This is a genomic window from Aromatoleum evansii (assembly GCF_012910805.1).
Classification (GTDB): Bacteria; Pseudomonadota; Gammaproteobacteria; order Burkholderiales; family Rhodocyclaceae; genus Aromatoleum; species Aromatoleum evansii.
In genome coordinates this window covers 75,351-90,884 of the sequence record NZ_WTVK01000001.1, presented here as the reverse complement: position 1 = coordinate 90,884, position 15,534 = coordinate 75,351, and the positions used below count along the sequence as shown (strand labels likewise).

16 protein-coding genes are annotated in these 15,534 nt (G+C 64.8%); 4 read left to right on the top strand and 12 right to left on the bottom strand.

Translation table 11 applies throughout. From position 1 onward, the window contains the following. Positions 1–7: 7 nt before the first annotated feature. Positions 8–217, bottom strand: a complete 210-nt coding sequence (locus tag GO615_RS00455) for a heavy-metal-associated domain-containing protein (RefSeq protein ID WP_169125079.1) — start codon at positions 215–217, stop codon at positions 8–10. 24 nt (positions 218–241) lie between these two features. Further along, positions 242–2,623, bottom strand: coding sequence for a heavy metal translocating P-type ATPase (locus tag GO615_RS00450; protein WP_211166892.1), 2,382 nt, complete (start codon positions 2,621–2,623; stop codon positions 242–244). A gap of 143 nt (positions 2,624–2,766) precedes the next feature. Here GO615_RS00450 and GO615_RS00445 point away from each other — a divergent pair, with 143 nt between their 5' ends. After that, complete coding sequence (locus GO615_RS00445; protein ID WP_211166884.1) at positions 2,767–3,195, top strand: MerR family transcriptional regulator; 429 nt, start codon at positions 2,767–2,769, stop codon at positions 3,193–3,195. Positions 3,196–3,237: 42 nt separating this feature from the next. Here GO615_RS00445 and GO615_RS00440 read toward each other — a convergent pair whose 3' ends face one another. Together GO615_RS00440 and hemN are read right to left on the bottom strand one after the other, a co-directional pair. Continuing rightward, the gene (locus GO615_RS00440; RefSeq protein WP_169125077.1) at positions 3,238–3,945 is read right to left on the bottom strand and encodes a sulfite exporter TauE/SafE family protein; all 708 of its coding nucleotides are present in this window, start codon (positions 3,943–3,945) and stop codon (positions 3,238–3,240) included. Positions 3,946–4,073: 128 nt separating this feature from the next. Beyond that, on the bottom strand, positions 4,074–5,465 hold the full coding sequence (gene hemN, locus GO615_RS00435) for an oxygen-independent coproporphyrinogen III oxidase (protein ID WP_169125076.1): 1,392 nt from the start codon (positions 5,463–5,465) through the stop codon (positions 4,074–4,076). Between the two features lie 133 nt (positions 5,466–5,598). Between hemN and fnr the strand changes: the two genes are divergently transcribed. Then, positions 5,599–6,339, top strand: coding sequence for a fumarate/nitrate reduction transcriptional regulator Fnr (fnr, locus tag GO615_RS00430; RefSeq protein WP_169125191.1), 741 nt, complete (start codon positions 5,599–5,601; stop codon positions 6,337–6,339). A gap of 39 nt (positions 6,340–6,378) precedes the next feature. On the opposite strand, the gene GO615_RS00425 is transcribed toward fnr, so the two are convergent. From GO615_RS00425 to GO615_RS00415, 3 genes are read right to left on the bottom strand one after another with little or no spacing between them, the layout of a single operon-like run. Beyond that, a complete protein-coding gene (locus tag GO615_RS00425) occupies positions 6,379–6,909 on the bottom strand; it encodes a hemerythrin domain-containing protein (protein WP_169125075.1) in 531 nt (176 codons plus the stop codon). After that, the gene (locus GO615_RS00420) at positions 6,906–7,304 is read right to left on the bottom strand and encodes a SirB2 family protein (protein WP_169125074.1); all 399 of its coding nucleotides are present in this window, start codon (positions 7,302–7,304) and stop codon (positions 6,906–6,908) included. The genes GO615_RS00425 and GO615_RS00420 overlap by 4 nt, the downstream gene beginning before the upstream one ends. A 4-nt stretch (positions 7,305–7,308) precedes the next feature. Next, a complete protein-coding gene (locus tag GO615_RS00415; protein ID WP_169125190.1) occupies positions 7,309–8,496 on the bottom strand; it encodes an NnrS family protein in 1,188 nt (395 codons plus the stop codon). Positions 8,497–8,635: 139 nt separating this feature from the next. Between GO615_RS00415 and GO615_RS00410 the strand changes: the two genes are divergently transcribed. Beyond that, the gene (locus tag GO615_RS00410; protein WP_169125073.1) at positions 8,636–9,322 is read left to right on the top strand and encodes a Crp/Fnr family transcriptional regulator; all 687 of its coding nucleotides are present in this window, start codon (positions 8,636–8,638) and stop codon (positions 9,320–9,322) included. A gap of 114 nt (positions 9,323–9,436) precedes the next feature. Here the strand turns inward: GO615_RS00410 and GO615_RS00405 are convergent, their stop codons facing one another. Next, on the bottom strand, positions 9,437–11,074 hold the full coding sequence (locus GO615_RS00405; RefSeq protein ID WP_169125072.1) for a PHA/PHB synthase family protein: 1,638 nt from the start codon (positions 11,072–11,074) through the stop codon (positions 9,437–9,439). A 145-nt stretch (positions 11,075–11,219) separates the two neighbouring features. Further along, on the bottom strand, positions 11,220–12,629 hold the full coding sequence (locus tag GO615_RS00400) for an MBL fold metallo-hydrolase RNA specificity domain-containing protein (RefSeq protein WP_169125071.1): 1,410 nt from the start codon (positions 12,627–12,629) through the stop codon (positions 11,220–11,222). A 144-nt stretch (positions 12,630–12,773) separates the two neighbouring features. On the opposite strand from GO615_RS00400, the gene GO615_RS00395 reads away from it, so the two are divergent. Continuing rightward, positions 12,774–13,217 carry a universal stress protein gene (locus tag GO615_RS00395; protein ID WP_169125070.1) on the top strand — a complete coding sequence of 148 codons (444 nt, stop codon included), beginning with the start codon at positions 12,774–12,776 and terminating at the stop codon, positions 13,215–13,217. Positions 13,218–13,280: 63 nt separating this feature from the next. Here the strand turns inward: GO615_RS00395 and GO615_RS00390 are convergent, their stop codons facing one another. Genes GO615_RS00390 through ccoG form a run of 3 tightly spaced genes read right to left on the bottom strand, consistent with a single transcriptional unit; the run spans position 13,281 to position 15,501 of the window. Continuing rightward, a complete protein-coding gene (locus tag GO615_RS00390; RefSeq protein ID WP_169125069.1) occupies positions 13,281–13,517 on the bottom strand; it encodes a hypothetical protein in 237 nt (78 codons plus the stop codon). Positions 13,518–13,540: 23 nt separating this feature from the next. Then, positions 13,541–14,056 carry a FixH family protein gene (locus GO615_RS00385; protein ID WP_169125068.1) on the bottom strand — a complete coding sequence of 172 codons (516 nt, stop codon included), beginning with the start codon at positions 14,054–14,056 and terminating at the stop codon, positions 13,541–13,543. Positions 14,057–14,070: 14 nt separating this feature from the next. Then, complete coding sequence (gene ccoG, locus GO615_RS00380; protein WP_169125067.1) at positions 14,071–15,501, bottom strand: cytochrome c oxidase accessory protein CcoG; 1,431 nt, start codon at positions 15,499–15,501, stop codon at positions 14,071–14,073. Positions 15,502–15,534 lie beyond the last annotated feature (33 nt).

Below are 15,534 nucleotides of genomic sequence, written 5' to 3'. Positions count from 1 at the left end.
TGCCTCGTCAGGCGGGACTGCCGAAGCCGGCATCCTCGACCGCCGCGCGCATCGCCTCGACCGACACTTTTGCCGGATCGTACTGGATCACGGCCTGGGCCGCTTCGAGCGACACCTGGGCATCGCTCACGCCCGGCAGCGCCTTGAGGACCGTCGTCACGTTGCGCACGCAGCCGCCGCAGCTCATGTCCTCGACCTTGATCGTCACTTCCGCCATATCAGTTTCTCCCGAGAAGTCGGCTCATCGGTCCGGCGCCCAACGCCGCAGCAGCAGCGAATTGGTGACTACCGAAACCGAACTCATCGCCATCGCCGCAGCGGCAATCACCGGATTGAGGAGACCCAGCGCCGCCAGCGGGATGCCCAGCACGTTGTAGATGAAGGCAAAGAACAGATTCTGCCGGATCTTGGACAGCGTCGCGCGCGACAGATCGATCGCATCCGCCACCCCGTGCAGGCTGTTCCTCACCAGCGTGATGTCCGCAGCCTCGACCGCGACGTCGGCGCCGACACCGATTGCAAACGATACGTCGGCAGCCGCTAATGCGGGGGCGTCGTTGATGCCGTCGCCCGCCATGCCGACCCGTCCGTGGCCGGCGAGGGCCTTCACCGCAGCGGCCTTATCTCCCGGCAGCACGCCCGCGCGCCAGTCCTCGATGCCCGTCTGCGCCGCAATCGCGGCGGCCGTGGCCGGGTGATCGCCGGTCAGCATCACCACCCGCAGACCGCGCGCCTTGAGGCGCGCGACCGCCGCGGCCGAATCGGCGCGGACGCGGTCCGCCACGCCGATGACACCCGCGAACACGCCATCGACGGCCACGGCCACGAGGGTCTTGCCCCCCGCCGCCATCCGCTCGCAAACCGCGGCATCCACCGAGGCCTGCCGCTCGTCGAGGAAACCCGGCGTGCCGATGAGCACCTCACGCCCCTCGACGCGCCCCGCAAGTCCCTTGCCCCCTACAGCCACCACCTCTTCCGCCGAAGCACGCTGCGCCCCGGATTCGCGCGCGGCACGGACGATCGCCGCGGCGATCGGGTGGGCGCTCGTCGCCTCCAGTGCGCCCGCGATCGCAAGCAAGTCCTCGCGACTCCACCCGGCGGCGGGAATCACGTCGCTCACCTCCGGCGCCCCCTCCGTCAGCGTGCCGGTCTTGTCCACCGCGAGCACCCTGATCCTTTCCGCCAGCTCGAGCGCCTCGGCATTTTTCACCAGCATGCCCGCACGGGCCCCTTGCCCCGTTCCGACCATGATCGCGGTGGGGGTCGCCAGCCCGAGCGCACAGGGACATGCGATCACCAACACCGCAACGGCGCTGATCAATGCCTGGGCGAAGTCCCCCGCCAGCCACCACCAGCCGACGAAAGTAAGCGCCGCTATCGCCACGACGACAGGAACGAAAACGGCCGCGATGCGGTCCGCGAGCCGCTGCACGGGCGCCTTCGAGCCCTGCGCCTGCTCGACCATGCGAATGATTCCCGCCAGCAGCGTATGCGCCCCGACACCGGTCGCCCGGCAGCGCAAGACCCCCTGTCCATTCAGGGTGGCCGCAAACACCTTGTCGCCCGGGCGCTTGTCGACCGGCATGCTTTCCCCCGTCAGCATTGCCTCGTTGATCGCCGACTCACCCGACTCGACCTCGCCATCCACCGGGATCGCATCGCCGGGGCGCACCACGAAGCGGTCTTCGGGCTGCAGGGTCTCCACGGGAACGGAAACGATCTCGCCGTCGCGCTCGACGAACGCGAGCTTGGGCTGCAGGCGCAGCAAGGCATCGAGCGCCGCCGTCGTGCGCGCCTTGGCACGCGCCTCGAGCAACTTGCCGAGCAGGATCAGCGTGATGATCGTCGCCGACGCCTCGAAATACACGTGCAGGTCGTGACGACCGAGCAGCGTCACCGCCGTGCTGTAGATCCACGCCATCGACGTTCCGAGCACCACCAGCACATCCATGTTGGCCCCGCCCCCGCGCAGGGCGGACCACGCGCCGCGGTAGAAGCGCGCGCCGATCCAGAACTGCACCGGTGTGGCGAGCAGCAGCTGCAGCCAGCGGGGAACGAGTTCGTGCGCGCCCGCCAATTGCCCGCCGAACATCAGGGGCATCTGTGCCAGCAGCGGCAAGGTGAGCAGCGCGGCGATCCAGAAGCGCCGCATGTCCGACTTCCACGCCTGCGCCTGCTGCAGGCGCTGCTGCTCGCGCGCGGCGATGCCCGTTTCCACCCCTTCGAAGCCCGCGCGACGCACGGCCTCGCGAATGGCCTCGGGAACGACAAGCCCCGGCTGGAAGCGCAGCGTCGCGCGTTCGGTCGCGAAATTCACCGCAGCATCGACGCCCGGCAGCCGGTTAAGCACCTTTTCCAACCGAGTCGCGCACGCTGCACAGGTCATGCCCGTGACGGCGAGTTCCATCGTCGCCTGCGGCACATCGAATCCGGCCTTGCGGATCGCCGCAATCACCTGCTCGGGTCCGCTGGCCGGATCGCTGAAACTCACGCGCGCCTTTTCCGCGGCGAGATTGACCGAGGCGTCCACCCCCGGCAAACGTTTCAGCACCTTTTCGATCCGCGCCGCACACGCGGCGCAGGTCATACCGGACACCGGCAACTCCAGTGTCGGGCTCTTCATTGTCGTTTCGGGAGCACTCATCTGCACCACTCCATTCGCCAGGTTCCGGATCCTCCCCGGATCCGCACGGCCCGTTCGGCGCTTGCGGAACGGAACGTCTGGTGGCAGTCTAAACCCTGTACCGAAGTACGGAGTCAACCCCCATGAACACCCCCATCAGTACCCTCACCATCGGTGCGCTGGCGAAATCCGCCGGAGTCGGCGTCGAAACCGTGCGCTATTACCAGCGTCGCGGCCTGCTCGCGGCGAACGGCGCCCACCGGGGCGCGTTCCGCGTCTACGGAATGGACGAAGTCGCTCGCCTGCGCTTCATCCGCCGTGCCCAAGCGCTCGGCTTCAGCCTCGACGAGGTCTCGGAGCTGCTCGCGCTGGACGAAGAAACAGACCGCGAACGGGCACGCGCGTTCGCCCAGGCGAAGATCGCGGATGTCGAGTCGCGCATCCGCCAGTTGGAGGAGATGCGCGGCGCGCTGCAGGGGCTCGTGTCCTGTTGCGAGCATACGGAGGCGCCCGCCCCCTGCCCGATCCTCCACGCCCTCGCGAACGCCGCCGAGCCCCCTGCACGCGAGTGAAGGCTCGCGCCCGGCCACCACACCAACGGCCTGGCTGAGCCCTCACACCTCGCACACGACGCCGCGCCAGAGCGCGCCGCCGAGGCTGGGGGCATGGAACAGCCCGAACACGCCGAAACCGAGGACGAGCATTCCGGCGACGAAACGGACGCGGCGGTTGCGCGTGATGTCGCGGAAGCGCTTGAACACCATCCCCGCAAGCATCAGGTTGGGCAGCGTACCGAGCCCGAAGGCCAGCATCAGCCCCGCCCCGCGCCCTGCCGAGCCGGTCACCAGGGCAGTCGTCAGCACGCTATAGACGAGGCCGCAGGGCAGGAATCCCCACAGCAGCCCTAGCGGCAAGGCCTGGCCGACCGAACGGGCGGGGATGAAGCGTGCAGTGAAAGGTTGCACGCGTTTCCACAGCACGAGGCCCGCGCGTTCGACGGGCGCGAGCAGGCGTGTGAAGCCGGTCAAGTACAAGCCCAGGGCGACGAGCATCAGGTTCGCGAGCACGTACAGGCCCATCTGCACCGGCAGGCTGTCCGAGAACAGCATGCCTACCGTGCCGAGGGCACCGAGGGCACCGCCCAGCGCGGTGTAGGTGGCAATCCGGCCGAGGTTGTAGGCGAGGTGCACCTGCCACTGGCGACCGGCCCGGCCGGGCATGTTCACGGTGAGCGCACCGACGATGCCGCCACACATGCTGACGCAGTGCGTGCCTCCCAGAAGGCCGGTCAGGAAGGCTGCGATGTAACCGGTTTCAGGCATGGCGACGATGGGAAAGACAGAAGAAGCCCGCGGCCGCAGCGCAAAAAGAAACGGGCGCCCGAGGACGCCCGCACTGTATCACCTTCTCCTGCCCTGCACAGCCCGCGCCCGCGGGCAGTGCGCTCGGTTCAGATGACCTTCGAATAGCGCGCGCGCTCGCGGTCTGCGCGCAGGTAGCGGTCGAACACCATTGCGATACCCCGCACCAGAAGACGCCCCGGGGGCAGCACGCTGATCCACTTGTCGCTGACCTTCAGCAGCCCGGCCTCCTCCATCGCCTTGAGATCCTCGAGCTCGTCGGCGAAATATTCGTCGAACTTGATCAAGTGCGCGATCTCTATCGAGTCGATCGACAGCTCGAAATGGCACATCAGCGCCTGGATGATCGAGCGGCGCAGCAGGTCGTCGGCAGTAAGCTCGATGCCGCGCAGGACGGGGAGTTCGTCGCGATCGAGGGCATCGTAGTACTCGTCGAGCGTCTTCACGTTCTGCGAATACACCGGACCGATCTTGCCGATCGCCGAGACGCCGAAGGCCAGCAGGTCGCACTCGGCCTGCGTCGAATAGCCCTGGAAATTCCGGTGCAGGCGCCCCTGGCGCTGCGCGATCGTCAGCTCGTCGTCCGGCTTCGCGAAGTGGTCCATGCCGATATAGACATAGCCCGCCTCGGTCAGGCGGCGGATCGCCAGCTGCAGGATCTGCAGCTTGGTGTCGGACGTCGGCATGTCGTTGATCGCGATGCGCCGCTGCGGCTTGAACAGACCCGGCAGGTGGGCGTAGCTGTACAGCGAGATGCGATCGGGCGACAGCTCCAGCACCTGCTCGAGCGTGCGGTTGAAGCTGATGATGTTCTGGCGCGGCAGGCCGTAGATCAGGTCCATGCTGATCGACTTGAAGCCGGTGGCACGGGCGGCATCGATCACGAGCTTGGTTTCGTCGTAGCTCTGGATGCGGTTGACCGCCTCCTGCACGTCCTCGTTGAAGTCCTGCACACCGACGCTCATGCGGTTGAAGCCAAGGTCGGCGAGCAGTTTGACCGTGTCGAAATCGACCTTGCGCGGATCGACTTCGATCGAGTATTCGCCGTTCGGCACCAGCGTGAAGCGTTTGCGCACCGAGTCCATGAGCTGGCGCAGCTCGTCGTGCGACAGGAAGGTCGGCGTGCCGCCGCCCAGGTGCAGCTGCGTGACCTGATGGCTTCCGCCCAGCGCGGCTGCCTGCATCTCGATTTCCTTATCGAGATATTTCAGGTACTTGGCCGAGCGCGCATGATCCTTGGTGATGATCTTGTTGCAGGCGCAGTAATAGCAGATCGTGTTACAGAAGGGGATGTGGAAGTATAATGAGAGCGGTTTACTCACGCCGCCCACACCGCGTTGCGCCAGCCAGTCCCGCAATGCACGGGCATCGAACGCTTCGACGAAGCGATCGGCCGTCGGGTAGGACGTGTAACGCGGCCCGTTGATGTCGAACCGACGAATCAACTGCTGGTCGAAAACAAGATCTTTCTGACTGGTCATGGTTGTATCGCTTGAGTGCATTCCGTACGATCTCAAAAAGCCGCAGTTTCGTGGTTGACGTGGATCAACGGTACATTCCGACAGGCGCCTGCCACTTCTCGGTCGATGTAGAAGGAACAATATTATCGTGCAAATGAAGGCGACGGTGCCGATTACAGTTGCGAGTCTGAAGGTCGCATGCTCCCAGTGCAATCTGGTCGAGCTGTGCCTGCCGTTCGGGATGTCGGAATCGGAAATCGACCGTCTCGACGAACTCGTCGGCGCACGTCGCAAGATCAAGCGCCAGCAGCACCTGTATCGCGCGGGCGATCCCTTCGAGGCAATCTACGCGATCCGCGCCGGCTCGTTCAAGACCGACGTGCTGCTTGAGGACGGGCGCGAACAGGTCACCGGCTTCCAGATGACAGGGGAGATGCTCGGACTCGACGGCATCAGCACCGAAGCCCATTCCTGCAACGCGATCGCGCTGGAAGACAGCGAGGTGTGCGTCATCGCATACAGCAAGCTCGAGGAGCTTTCGCGCGTGGTCGAGGGGCTGCAACTGCAGTTCCACAAGGTGATGAGCCGCGAAATCGTGCGCGACCATGGCGTGATGACCCTCCTCGGCTCGATGCGTGCGGAAGAGCGCCTGGCGGCCTTCCTGCTCAACATGTCCCAGCGTTTCACGGCGCGCGGCTTTTCTCCGGCGGAGTTCCACCTGCGCATGACCCGCGAGGAGATCGGCTCCTATCTCGGCCTAAAGCTGGAGACTGTGTCACGCGCCTTTTCGAAGTTCCAGGACGAAGGGCTGATCGCAGTTCAGCAGAAACACATCCGCATTCTGGACATCGTCGGCCTGAAGCGGCTGATCCAGCACCCCACGCCGCGCCCCTGAAGGGGCTTTCCCTCTTCATACGCCCGTCGCCCTCGGCCGTTATTGACGCCGTCGCGCAGTCATCGTGCCGGACAGGGCGGCGATGTCTTCTTCGGACAGCAGATTGCGCGCAATCGGCAACAGCTCGCCCTCCTCGCGCTGAATGTGGCGGCGATAGGCATCCGCGAACGCGTCGACGTCCGCCGGTGTGAGATCGGTCGCTTCTCCGGCGGCAATGCGCTCAAGACGCGTGCGCATCCGCGCCCAGCCGGCAAAGAGCTTCTGGTGATCCGCCAGGATCCAGTCGATGAGCGCGCCGAGTTCGGCACGCCGGGCCTCATCGGCACGCGCGCGCAGGACGGGGAAAAGGTCGTCCTCCTCGTCCTGATGATGCTTGACGGCAGCGACGTCGAAGTAACGCATCACGTTGGCGGCAGCCTGCTGCGCCTGCTTGTCCGGACCATGCTCCGGCAGCCATGCGGCGAGCCGTGCCAGGGTCGCAAGCTGCGCCTGCAGGCGCTCATGGCAGGCCTCGAGCATCTCGAGAGGCGTCTCGAAACCGGGCGAGGAAGGGATCAGCGAATCGGTCATTGGAACACTCCGGCATACGCGAGGAATCCTGCCGGGTGCTTGCTCAGTGCCACCGACACGATCCATGAAAAAACAAGCAGGGCCGCCAGCAGCGCCATTACCCGGACGCGCATGGTGCGTCCCCAGCGCAGCGCGGTCGCGCCAAGAAGAATATAGACGACAAGCGCGACGACCTTGGCGGTGACCCACGGCGCGACGAAGGGGTACTGGCCGCTCATCGTCGCCAGCGTGATCGCGCTGCCGAGAAACACCGTGTCGATCACATGCGGCAGAGTGCGCGTGACGCGGTGATCCACCAGGGGGCTGCGCAGCAGCATCCACATGCCCTGCAGCAGGAAGCCGCTGATGCTCAGGATCGCACACAGGATGTGCAGGTGCTTGATCGCCGGGTACATGCGCTCAACCCGGACGCCCGTCGCTGCGCGGGCGCCAGTAGATCGGCAGATAGCGCGTTGCCCAGGCGCCGAACACGCCCAGCCAACCGAGCACAGCCAGCAGCATGACGAGCGCCGACCAGCCTGCGGGGACGAGCTCAGCCGTGATCCGCACGACGACGACGAGTTCGAGACCGAGGAAAAGTCCCCAAGTCAGGCGATCTGCTGCGAGCTTGCGACCCGAATGCCCGAGGGTGACCCGCGACACCATCGCCATCAGGACGGACCCGAAGAATCCGACACCCAGCGCATGCAGCGGGGCCATGCCCAGCATGTTGTACCCGAGCAGCGAGGCCGCGCTCTGGATCGCGAAGAGGGTCAGCGCGATTCCCAGCCACAGAAAGCCGATGTGGAGCATCCCCAGCAGGGGCACCTTCATCGCCGGCACCGGCCGCCACTGCCGCGACAGCCACAGGGCCGCGACCGCGGCGGGTGCATCCGCGATCCAGCGCAGCGACAACCATCCCGCGACGTCGAACACGGCATGCATGACGCTGCCCCCGACGACCAGCACCAGAACCCACAGCGGACGCACCATGACGTAGGACGGGATCACGCCGCTGGAAAAGAAGGGCACCATGCGATGGCACACACTGAAGAACACCGGCAACAGCGAGCAGAACACCGCAAGCTCGATCGCAATACGCGCCCAGACCGGATCGCCGCTCAGCGCAAAACCGAGCCAGGCAATTACGGCAAGCATTCCGGCGATCATCGCGTAGCACACCACGCGAGCATGCAGGGCCTCCAGATCGCCATGATGCGCGACCTGCCACAGGATGCGCTGCATCCCGCCCCATCCGGCAAGCACGAGCACCAAGCCCGCCATGGCAACGCCCGGCGCGATCATCCCCACCGTAACGAGGGCCCACCCGGCCGCGAGCAGGCGCCACGACCAGAGCCAGCGTCCCGCCGCAATCTCGTCGTATCCCTGCCAGCGTGGCATGGCGGTGAGGAGAAATCCGAACATGAACAGGGGGAAGACGCCGCCCGTCACGAGCAGGGCGTGCATCCACCCCGGGGGGAACACCCAGCCGATCGCAGGCAGCAGCCCCGCGCGGGCGCCGAGCTCGATGGCCCACAGCGCAAAGCTCACGAGAAGCATCACGGCGCCGGAAAGGAACAGTGTCCTGTGCGGCGCGACAAACAGCATCAAGGAGCCCGAAGCCGGCTTTGCTCGAGCCTGCGCCTTGTCCGTTGTCGCGCCCAACGGAGACAGTCGCCGAGGCACAGGATCGCGGCCCGTATTGGGTTGCGGGTTAGAATGCACGAGTTTCCCCACGGAGTCCGAAATGCCCAACCGCCCAGTCGATATCCCCGCCGCTCTGCGCCAGGTTTCTTTCTTCGGCGAACTGACCGCAGAGGAGATCGACCGTGTCGCCCGCTTCACCCGCGAACGCCATCTCGAAAAGGGCGAAATCCTGTTCCAGCGCGGCGATCCCGTGCACGGCTTCTACTACGTCGTTTCGGGTCAGATGAAGCTCGCCGTGTCGTCCGCGCAGGGCAACGAAAAAGTTGTCGAAATCATCAGCCCCATGCACACCTTCGGCGAGGCCGTGATGTTCCTCAACCGCCCGTACCCGGTGTTCGCCGAAGCCCTCACCACGACGCAGCTGCTGCACATCGGCCAGGCGGTGGTATCGGAACTGATCGACCAGGATCCGGGATTCGCACGCAAACTCCTCGCCGGCATGGCGATCCGCCTGCACGGCATGATCCAGGACGTCGAGACCTACTCCCTGCGCTCGAGCATGCAGCGGGTGATCGGCTACCTGCTGCAGCAGGTCGACGGCGAAAGCGACGGCGCCTGCGACATCGCCCTGCCGACAAGCAAGCAGGTCATCGCCTCGCGGCTCAATCTGACGCCCGAAACGCTGTCGCGGATTTTTCACGACCTGTCCGAAGCCGGACTCATCACGGTACACGGTAAACACATCTCCCTGCTGGACCCCGCCCGCCTGGCCCGCCATCAGGGCTGACCGGCACCCGCTGGCGGGGCTTTCGGGGGATTCTCTGTGCGCAGGCCGCGAGTCACCTTGACAGGGGTCAATCGGGGGTAGCGCCCCCGGCTCAGCCGTCGAGCCAGGATCGGATCAGCGCTCGAGCACGTATTGCCCCGGAGCCCGGGCAATCTCGGGAAAGGCCGCGGACGCGGCAGGGCGGGCGTCGACAAGCTCGCCGCAGCGCGGCTTGAGCCAGGCGACCCAGTCGTTCCACCAGCTGCCCTCATGCTCCTCGGCGTGCTTGCGCCAGTCGTCCGCCTTGTCCGTGCGTCGGGCCGCCGCGACCCAGTACTTGCGCCTGGGCGGATTCACCGGCGGGTTGACGATGCCAAGGATGTGGCCCGAGCTCGACAGCACGAAACGCCGCGGCCCGGTGACGAGATTATTGACGCGATACGCCTGCGCCCACGGCGCGATGTGGTCGTCCTCGGCTCCCACGGCATATAGCGGCTGGACGATGCGGGACAGATCGATCGGCTGCCCCGAAATCGTCAGGCCATCCACCTCGATGAGGCGATTCTCGAGATAGAGCTCGCGCAGGTACCACGAATGCATCGCATAGGGCATGCGCGTGGCGTCCATGTTCCAGTACAACACGTCGAAGGGGGCGGGCGCCTCGCCGTACAGCCAGCCGTGCACGACGTAGTGCCAGATCAGGCTGTTGGAACGGAGCAGGCGGAAGGCGGAGGCCATTTCCTTGCCTTCGAGGAAGCCCTTGCGCGCCATGTTCTCGGAGAGGTAGCGGACACTCGCCTCATCGATGAATACCTCGATATCCCCGGGCCGATGGAAGTCGACCAGCGTCGTGAACAGGGTCCAGTCGGCCACCGGCACCTCGTTCGGGGGGAAGCGGCGATTCGCCCACGCCATGTACATCGCCAGCGCCGTGCCGCCGATACAGTAGCCGACCGCATGCACCTTGGCTGCGCCGGTGAAGCTGCGCGCCGTTTCGACGATCGCCTGGACGCCCTCCTCCAGATAGGCATCGAAGGTGACGTCGCGCATCGACTGATCGGGGTTCTTCCAGCTCGTGATGAACACGTCCAGGCCCTGATCCAGCAGATAGCGGACCATGCTCTTCTTCGGCGTCAGATCGAGAATGTAGAACTTGTTGATCCATGGCGTGACGATCACGACCGGCTCGGCATGCACCTTCGGCTGCGTCGGCGCATAGTGGATCACTTCGAGCAGCCGATTGCGGAACACGACCGATCCCGCGCTCGTGCCCAGCGTGACCCCCACCTTGAAATCGCCCGGACTGCTCAGGCGGATTTCACCCGCCTCGAGGTCCGCGAGCATGTTGCGTACGCCCTCGGCGAGGCTCTCGCCCTTCGTCTCCATGGCCTTGCGTATGGCGACCGGATTGGTCCAGAAGAAATTGGTCGGCGCAACCGCGTTCAACCACTTCCGCCACCAGAACGCGGCCCGACGGCGCTCCTTGCTCGACAGCCCCGGCGTGTCGAAGAGCATGTCCTGCATGTGGTGCGTGAACGCGAGGTACCACTCCTTGGTCAGATCCCAGGTTGCGGAATCGGTCCACACCGGATCGGCAAACCGCTCATCGTCAGCATTGGGAAGGACAGGATCCTTGCTGGCCAGCCCCATCGCACGGCAGGCGGAATGCCATTGCAGGCGCCACAGGTCGCTCGAGAGCTCGACCATCCGTTCGGCAAGTTCCTGGGGGTGAGCAAGCCAGGCAAGCTGTGCATGCATGATCGGAGCAGCCATCCCGAGCGGATCGAGAGTCCCTTCGACGCTGTCGTGGATATCGCGAAGTGCGCGCCGCACGGCTCGCTGAGGATCTCCCGCACCACGCTTCCTGTTCGCAGTTCCGTTCTTCATGGCCCGACGCTCCCGCACGTCGCGATGACGCTCAAGTCAGACTATAACAGTGCCCCGCGGCCGGAACCGTGACATGCGGCCAGCCGAACCGCTCATCCACTGCATCCGCCAGCGCAGTTGCCGCCTGCAGCTCGCCATGCACGACAAACGTATGGCGTGGCGGCTGCTTGAAATTCGCCAGCCATTCCAGCAACGCCGGCTGGTCGGCGTGGGCCGACAGCCCCCCTATGGTATGGACTGCGGCCCGCACCGGGATCCGCTCGCCAAACAGGGTGACCGCGCGGGCACCGTCAACCAGGCGCCTGCCCAGCGTGCCTGCCGCCTGGAAACCGCAGATCACGATGCTGCACTCGCTGCGGTCGATGTTGTAGCGCAGGTGATGCTTGATCCGCCCCGCCTCGCACATCCCGCTTGCCGAAATGATCACAAGCCCGGACCGTTCGTCATTCAGCGCCTTCGACTCTTCCACATCCTGAACGAACCTCAGGCGCATGCGCTCGCCGTGGGCACGGATCCAGCCAAGCAGCTCGCGCGTTTCGTCGTCCCACAGCTCGTCGTAACGCAGCGTGAGCTCGGTCACTGCCGCCGCCATCGGCGAATCGACGACCACATCCAGCCCGTCCAGTTTGCCCTGACGCACCAGCCCCGCCAGCACGAACAGCATTTCCTGCGTGCGCCCTACCGCAAACGCCGGGATGATGACATTGCCCTTCCGGCGCTCGAGCGTGTCCTTGAGTATGGCTACAAGCTCCCGTTCGGTTTCCGCCATCGCGCGGTGAGCGCGATTGCCGTAAGTAGACTCCACAACAAGGAAGTCCGCCTCCGGAATCGGCGTAGGGTCGCGCAACACCGGCCTCGTCGGCTGCCCGAGGTCACCGCTGAAAACCACCTTGCGCACAGCGCTGCCGGATTCGATGTCGAGCTCGATCACCGCCGATCCCAGGATGTGGCCCGCGTCATGAAAGCGGCAACGGACCCCCGGGTGCGGCGTAAACTCTTCGCCGTATGCGACCTTGCGCAGGCTCGCCAGGCTCGCTCGTGCCTGATTGACGGTATACAGCGGAGCCGCCTCGTAGCCGCGGCGCAGGTTCCGCTCGCGCTTGCCACGGTTGATCCACTCCGCCTCCTTTTCCATGATGTGCGCAGAATCGAGCAACATCACGCCGAGCAGGTCGACGGTGGCAGCCGTGGCGTAGATCTTTCCCCGGTAACCGAGCGACACCAGCCGCGGAATGAGGCCCGAATGATCGAGGTGGGCATGCGTCAGGAGTACGAAATCGATCCCGCGCAGATCGAAATCGAGGGCCCGCAGGTTCTTGCGGTCCGCGTCCCGTCCTCCCTGGAACAGGCCGCAGTCCACAAGGAACGTGCCGCCGTCGTAGCGCAGGCGTGCGCAAGAGCCGGTCACTTCCCCGGCGGCGCCGAAAAATGTCAGTTCCATGCTGCCTCCCACGTGACATTGAATATCGGGAGCGACAGCGACGAAGATTGACGGGAATCAACCACCCGCAAGCTTTATCGTCGCTTTCACACGAGCGGGGTCGCTATAATCGATCTGTCCTCGCAAAACCTTGGGAGATGCACGATGTTCAAGCACATACTGGTCCCCACGGACGGCTCCCCGCTGTCCGAGAGCACCATCGCCCGCGCCGTTTCCTTCGCCAAGGACGCCGGGGCTCGCATCACGTTCTTCTATGCGCAACCCGACTTCCCGATGCCGATTTACGGTGAGGGGGCGTTGATCGATCCCACCACTCCGGAACAGTTCGGCAAGGCGGCAGCCGACGAGGCAAAACGCATCCTCGACGCGGCGAAGAGCGCAGCGGACGGAGCCGGCGTCACCGCGGACACCGACACAATCGTCAATGAAGTCCCCTATGAAGCGATCATCGACGCGGCCGAGCGTCACGGCTGCGACCTGATCTTCATGGCGTCGCACGGGCGCCGCGGCATCGCCGGCCTGCTTCTGGGCAGCGAGACGCAAAAAGTTCTCACCCACAGCAAGACCCCCGTCCTCGTTTACCGCTGACCTGCAGCTGGTCACTTGCGCCACGCGCATCGGGCGGCGCTACTTCGCCGCCCGATGCCGATCTTACGCCTTACGGTTAAGCTCCGCGGCACCACGCTGAAAGAACAGCGTCAGCAGGCTGGACGCCGCGCCGACCAGCCAGAAACCGAAGAATCCGATCGAGTATGTGGCCGTCAGCGAGTAGTGCACCGGTTCGCCGAAGAGATAGAGCTCCTGTGGATCGATCACCGTGAAAAAGACGGCTTCGGCAAGCCCCGCCACCAGAAACGACGGCCACAACACCTGTATCCATTTCAGCATCGCGTTCCCCTGGGCGGCAGCAATCAGGACTTCGCCGGAGCGATGTGGATCACGGACTCGGCGGGAATGTTCACCGACCCGTTCATGCGCCAGTTGCGCGACTCGTCCTCCACCTGCAGCAGCCACCGTCCCGCCGACAGCGGAGACAGCGGCGCCGCAAACACGCCGCCGTCTCGGCGCTTGAGCAAGACCACCTGATCCATCCCGCCGCGCGTCGGGTGGGAAATGGTCAACACCACCGTAGGGGGCAACGGGACGTTGGCGGAGCTCGTGAGATCGAGCGTCACCTCCTCGGCGCGCAGGCGGACATCGGCCAGCAGCCCCAGTTCGGCCGCCTTGAGCGAACGCGCAATCGTTTTCTCGATCGCCTTGCCCTCCTGGTAATAGTCGTCGACGACGAGACCATCCCAGGTGCTGACGGCAAGCCACAGCGTGATCATTCCCGCAATCACGGCAACCGCAGGAATGGCGATCAGGAACCAGGGCCAGCCCTGCCGATACCAGGGCTCGAGTGTCTTGTGCATGTTTGCACTGCGCATGCGTGTACTCCTGATTAGCGCGGAAGGAGGAAAGTGGTGCGTTCCCGGACGGCAACTGCGGAGTCGCCGGGAACACCGAACTCGAAAACGATCTCGTGGCTGCCGGGCGCCGCAGCCTCGGGCGGCACCTGGACCTGCACGGTCACCGACTCGGTCATCGCCGGCTTGATCTCGAACTGCTGCGGACCTTCCAGCCGGATTCCCTCGAGCCCCGAGACACGCACGACGACCGGACGCGTGATCTCCTGCATGTTCATGATGCGCAGCTGATACACGTTCTCGATCAGCCCGCCCGCGACTTCGCGTGCCAGTGTTGCGCGGTCGCGGATCACGTCAACGCGCAGATCCGACCGCGTCGCAAGACTCCACATCGTCGCCAGCAGAATCAGAACGAGAACACCGCCGTAGATCAGCGTGCGGGGACGCATCACGTGCCGCAGGATCTCGCTCCGCCCCCAATGACGCCGCACGGCATTCTCCGTCGAATAGCGGATCAGACCGCGCGGATACCCCATCTTGTCCATCACCTGATCGCAGCCGTCGATACAGGCGCCGCATCCGATGCACTCGTACTGGAGCCCCTGGCGGATATCGATACCTGTGGGGCACACCTGAACACAGATGCCGCAGTCGATACAGTCGCCAACACCGGCACTGCGGGGCTCCACACCCTTGCGACGGCTTCCGCGCGGCTCACCCCGCTCCTCGTCATAGGTCACGACGAGCGTATCCGGATCGAACATCACGCTCTGGAAACGGGCATAGGGGCACATGTACTTGCACACCTGCTCGCGCAATACGCCCGCGAACAGGTAGGTGAAGCCGCCGTAGAACAGGATCCAGAAGATTTCCCACGGACCGAAGCCGAAGGTCGCGGCAGACTGCAACAACTCGTCTACCGGAGTGAAATAGGCGACGAGCGTGAACCCGGTCCACAGCGAGAACAGCCCCCAGACGGAAAATTTCGCCGCGCGCAGACCGATCTTCCGCGCGTCCATCGGAGCCGCCTCGAGCTTGCGGCGTTTGTTGTGGTCGCCTTCGATCTTCTCCTCGATCCACATGAAGATTTCCGTGTAGACCGTCTGCGGACAGGCGTATCCGCACCACAGGCGTCCCGCGATCGCGGTGAAGAAGAACAGGGCGTAGGCCGAGATGATGAGCAGGATCGCCAGATAGAACACGTCCTGCGGCCAGAAGACCCCGCCGAAGATGTAGAACTTGCGTTCGGTGAGATGAAACAGGACCGCCTGGCGGTCATTCCAGGTCAGCCACGGCAGTCCGTAATAGATGATCTGGGTCAGCCAGACGAGGGCCCAACGCCAGTTCGCGAAGACGCCCTTCACCGACCGGACGTGAATTTTCTGCCTGGCCGCATACAGATCGTCGCCTTGCTCGTCCCGAAGCTGCGATTTCGGGACCACGCGCACCCGTACCGGATCGCTCATTATCGCTATATCCGTATTTTCTGATTTACTGAT

Bases quoted from the DNA above. Each gene is read 5' to 3' on its own strand.
- GO615_RS00455 (WP_169125079.1), bottom strand. From the start codon at position 217: ATGGCGGAAGTGACGATCAAGGTCGAGGACATGAGCTGCGGCGGCTGC.
- GO615_RS00450 (WP_211166892.1), bottom strand. From the start codon at position 2,623: ATGAAGAGCCCGACACTGGAGTTGCCGGTGTCCGGTATGACCTGCGCC.
- GO615_RS00445 (WP_211166884.1), top strand. From the start codon at position 2,767: ATGAACACCCCCATCAGTACCCTCACCATCGGTGCGCTGGCGAAATCC.
- GO615_RS00440 (WP_169125077.1), bottom strand. From the start codon at position 3,945: ATGCCTGAAACCGGTTACATCGCAGCCTTCCTGACCGGCCTTCTGGGA.
- hemN (WP_169125076.1), bottom strand. From the start codon at position 5,465: ATGACCAGTCAGAAAGATCTTGTTTTCGACCAGCAGTTGATTCGTCGG.
- fnr (WP_169125191.1), top strand. From the start codon at position 5,599: ATGAAGGCGACGGTGCCGATTACAGTTGCGAGTCTGAAGGTCGCATGC.
- GO615_RS00425 (WP_169125075.1), bottom strand. From the start codon at position 6,909: ATGACCGATTCGCTGATCCCTTCCTCGCCCGGTTTCGAGACGCCTCTC.
- GO615_RS00420 (WP_169125074.1), bottom strand. From the start codon at position 7,304: ATGTACCCGGCGATCAAGCACCTGCACATCCTGTGTGCGATCCTGAGC.
- GO615_RS00415 (WP_169125190.1), bottom strand. From the start codon at position 8,496: ATGCTGTTTGTCGCGCCGCACAGGACACTGTTCCTTTCCGGCGCCGTG.
- GO615_RS00410 (WP_169125073.1), top strand. From the start codon at position 8,636: ATGCCCAACCGCCCAGTCGATATCCCCGCCGCTCTGCGCCAGGTTTCT.
- GO615_RS00405 (WP_169125072.1), bottom strand. From the start codon at position 11,074: ATGGCTGCTCCGATCATGCATGCACAGCTTGCCTGGCTTGCTCACCCC.
- GO615_RS00400 (WP_169125071.1), bottom strand. From the start codon at position 12,629: ATGGAACTGACATTTTTCGGCGCCGCCGGGGAAGTGACCGGCTCTTGC.
- GO615_RS00395 (WP_169125070.1), top strand. From the start codon at position 12,774: ATGTTCAAGCACATACTGGTCCCCACGGACGGCTCCCCGCTGTCCGAG.
- GO615_RS00390 (WP_169125069.1), bottom strand. From the start codon at position 13,517: ATGCTGAAATGGATACAGGTGTTGTGGCCGTCGTTTCTGGTGGCGGGG.
- GO615_RS00385 (WP_169125068.1), bottom strand. From the start codon at position 14,056: ATGCGCAGTGCAAACATGCACAAGACACTCGAGCCCTGGTATCGGCAG.
- ccoG (WP_169125067.1), bottom strand. From the start codon at position 15,501: ATGAGCGATCCGGTACGGGTGCGCGTGGTCCCGAAATCGCAGCTTCGG.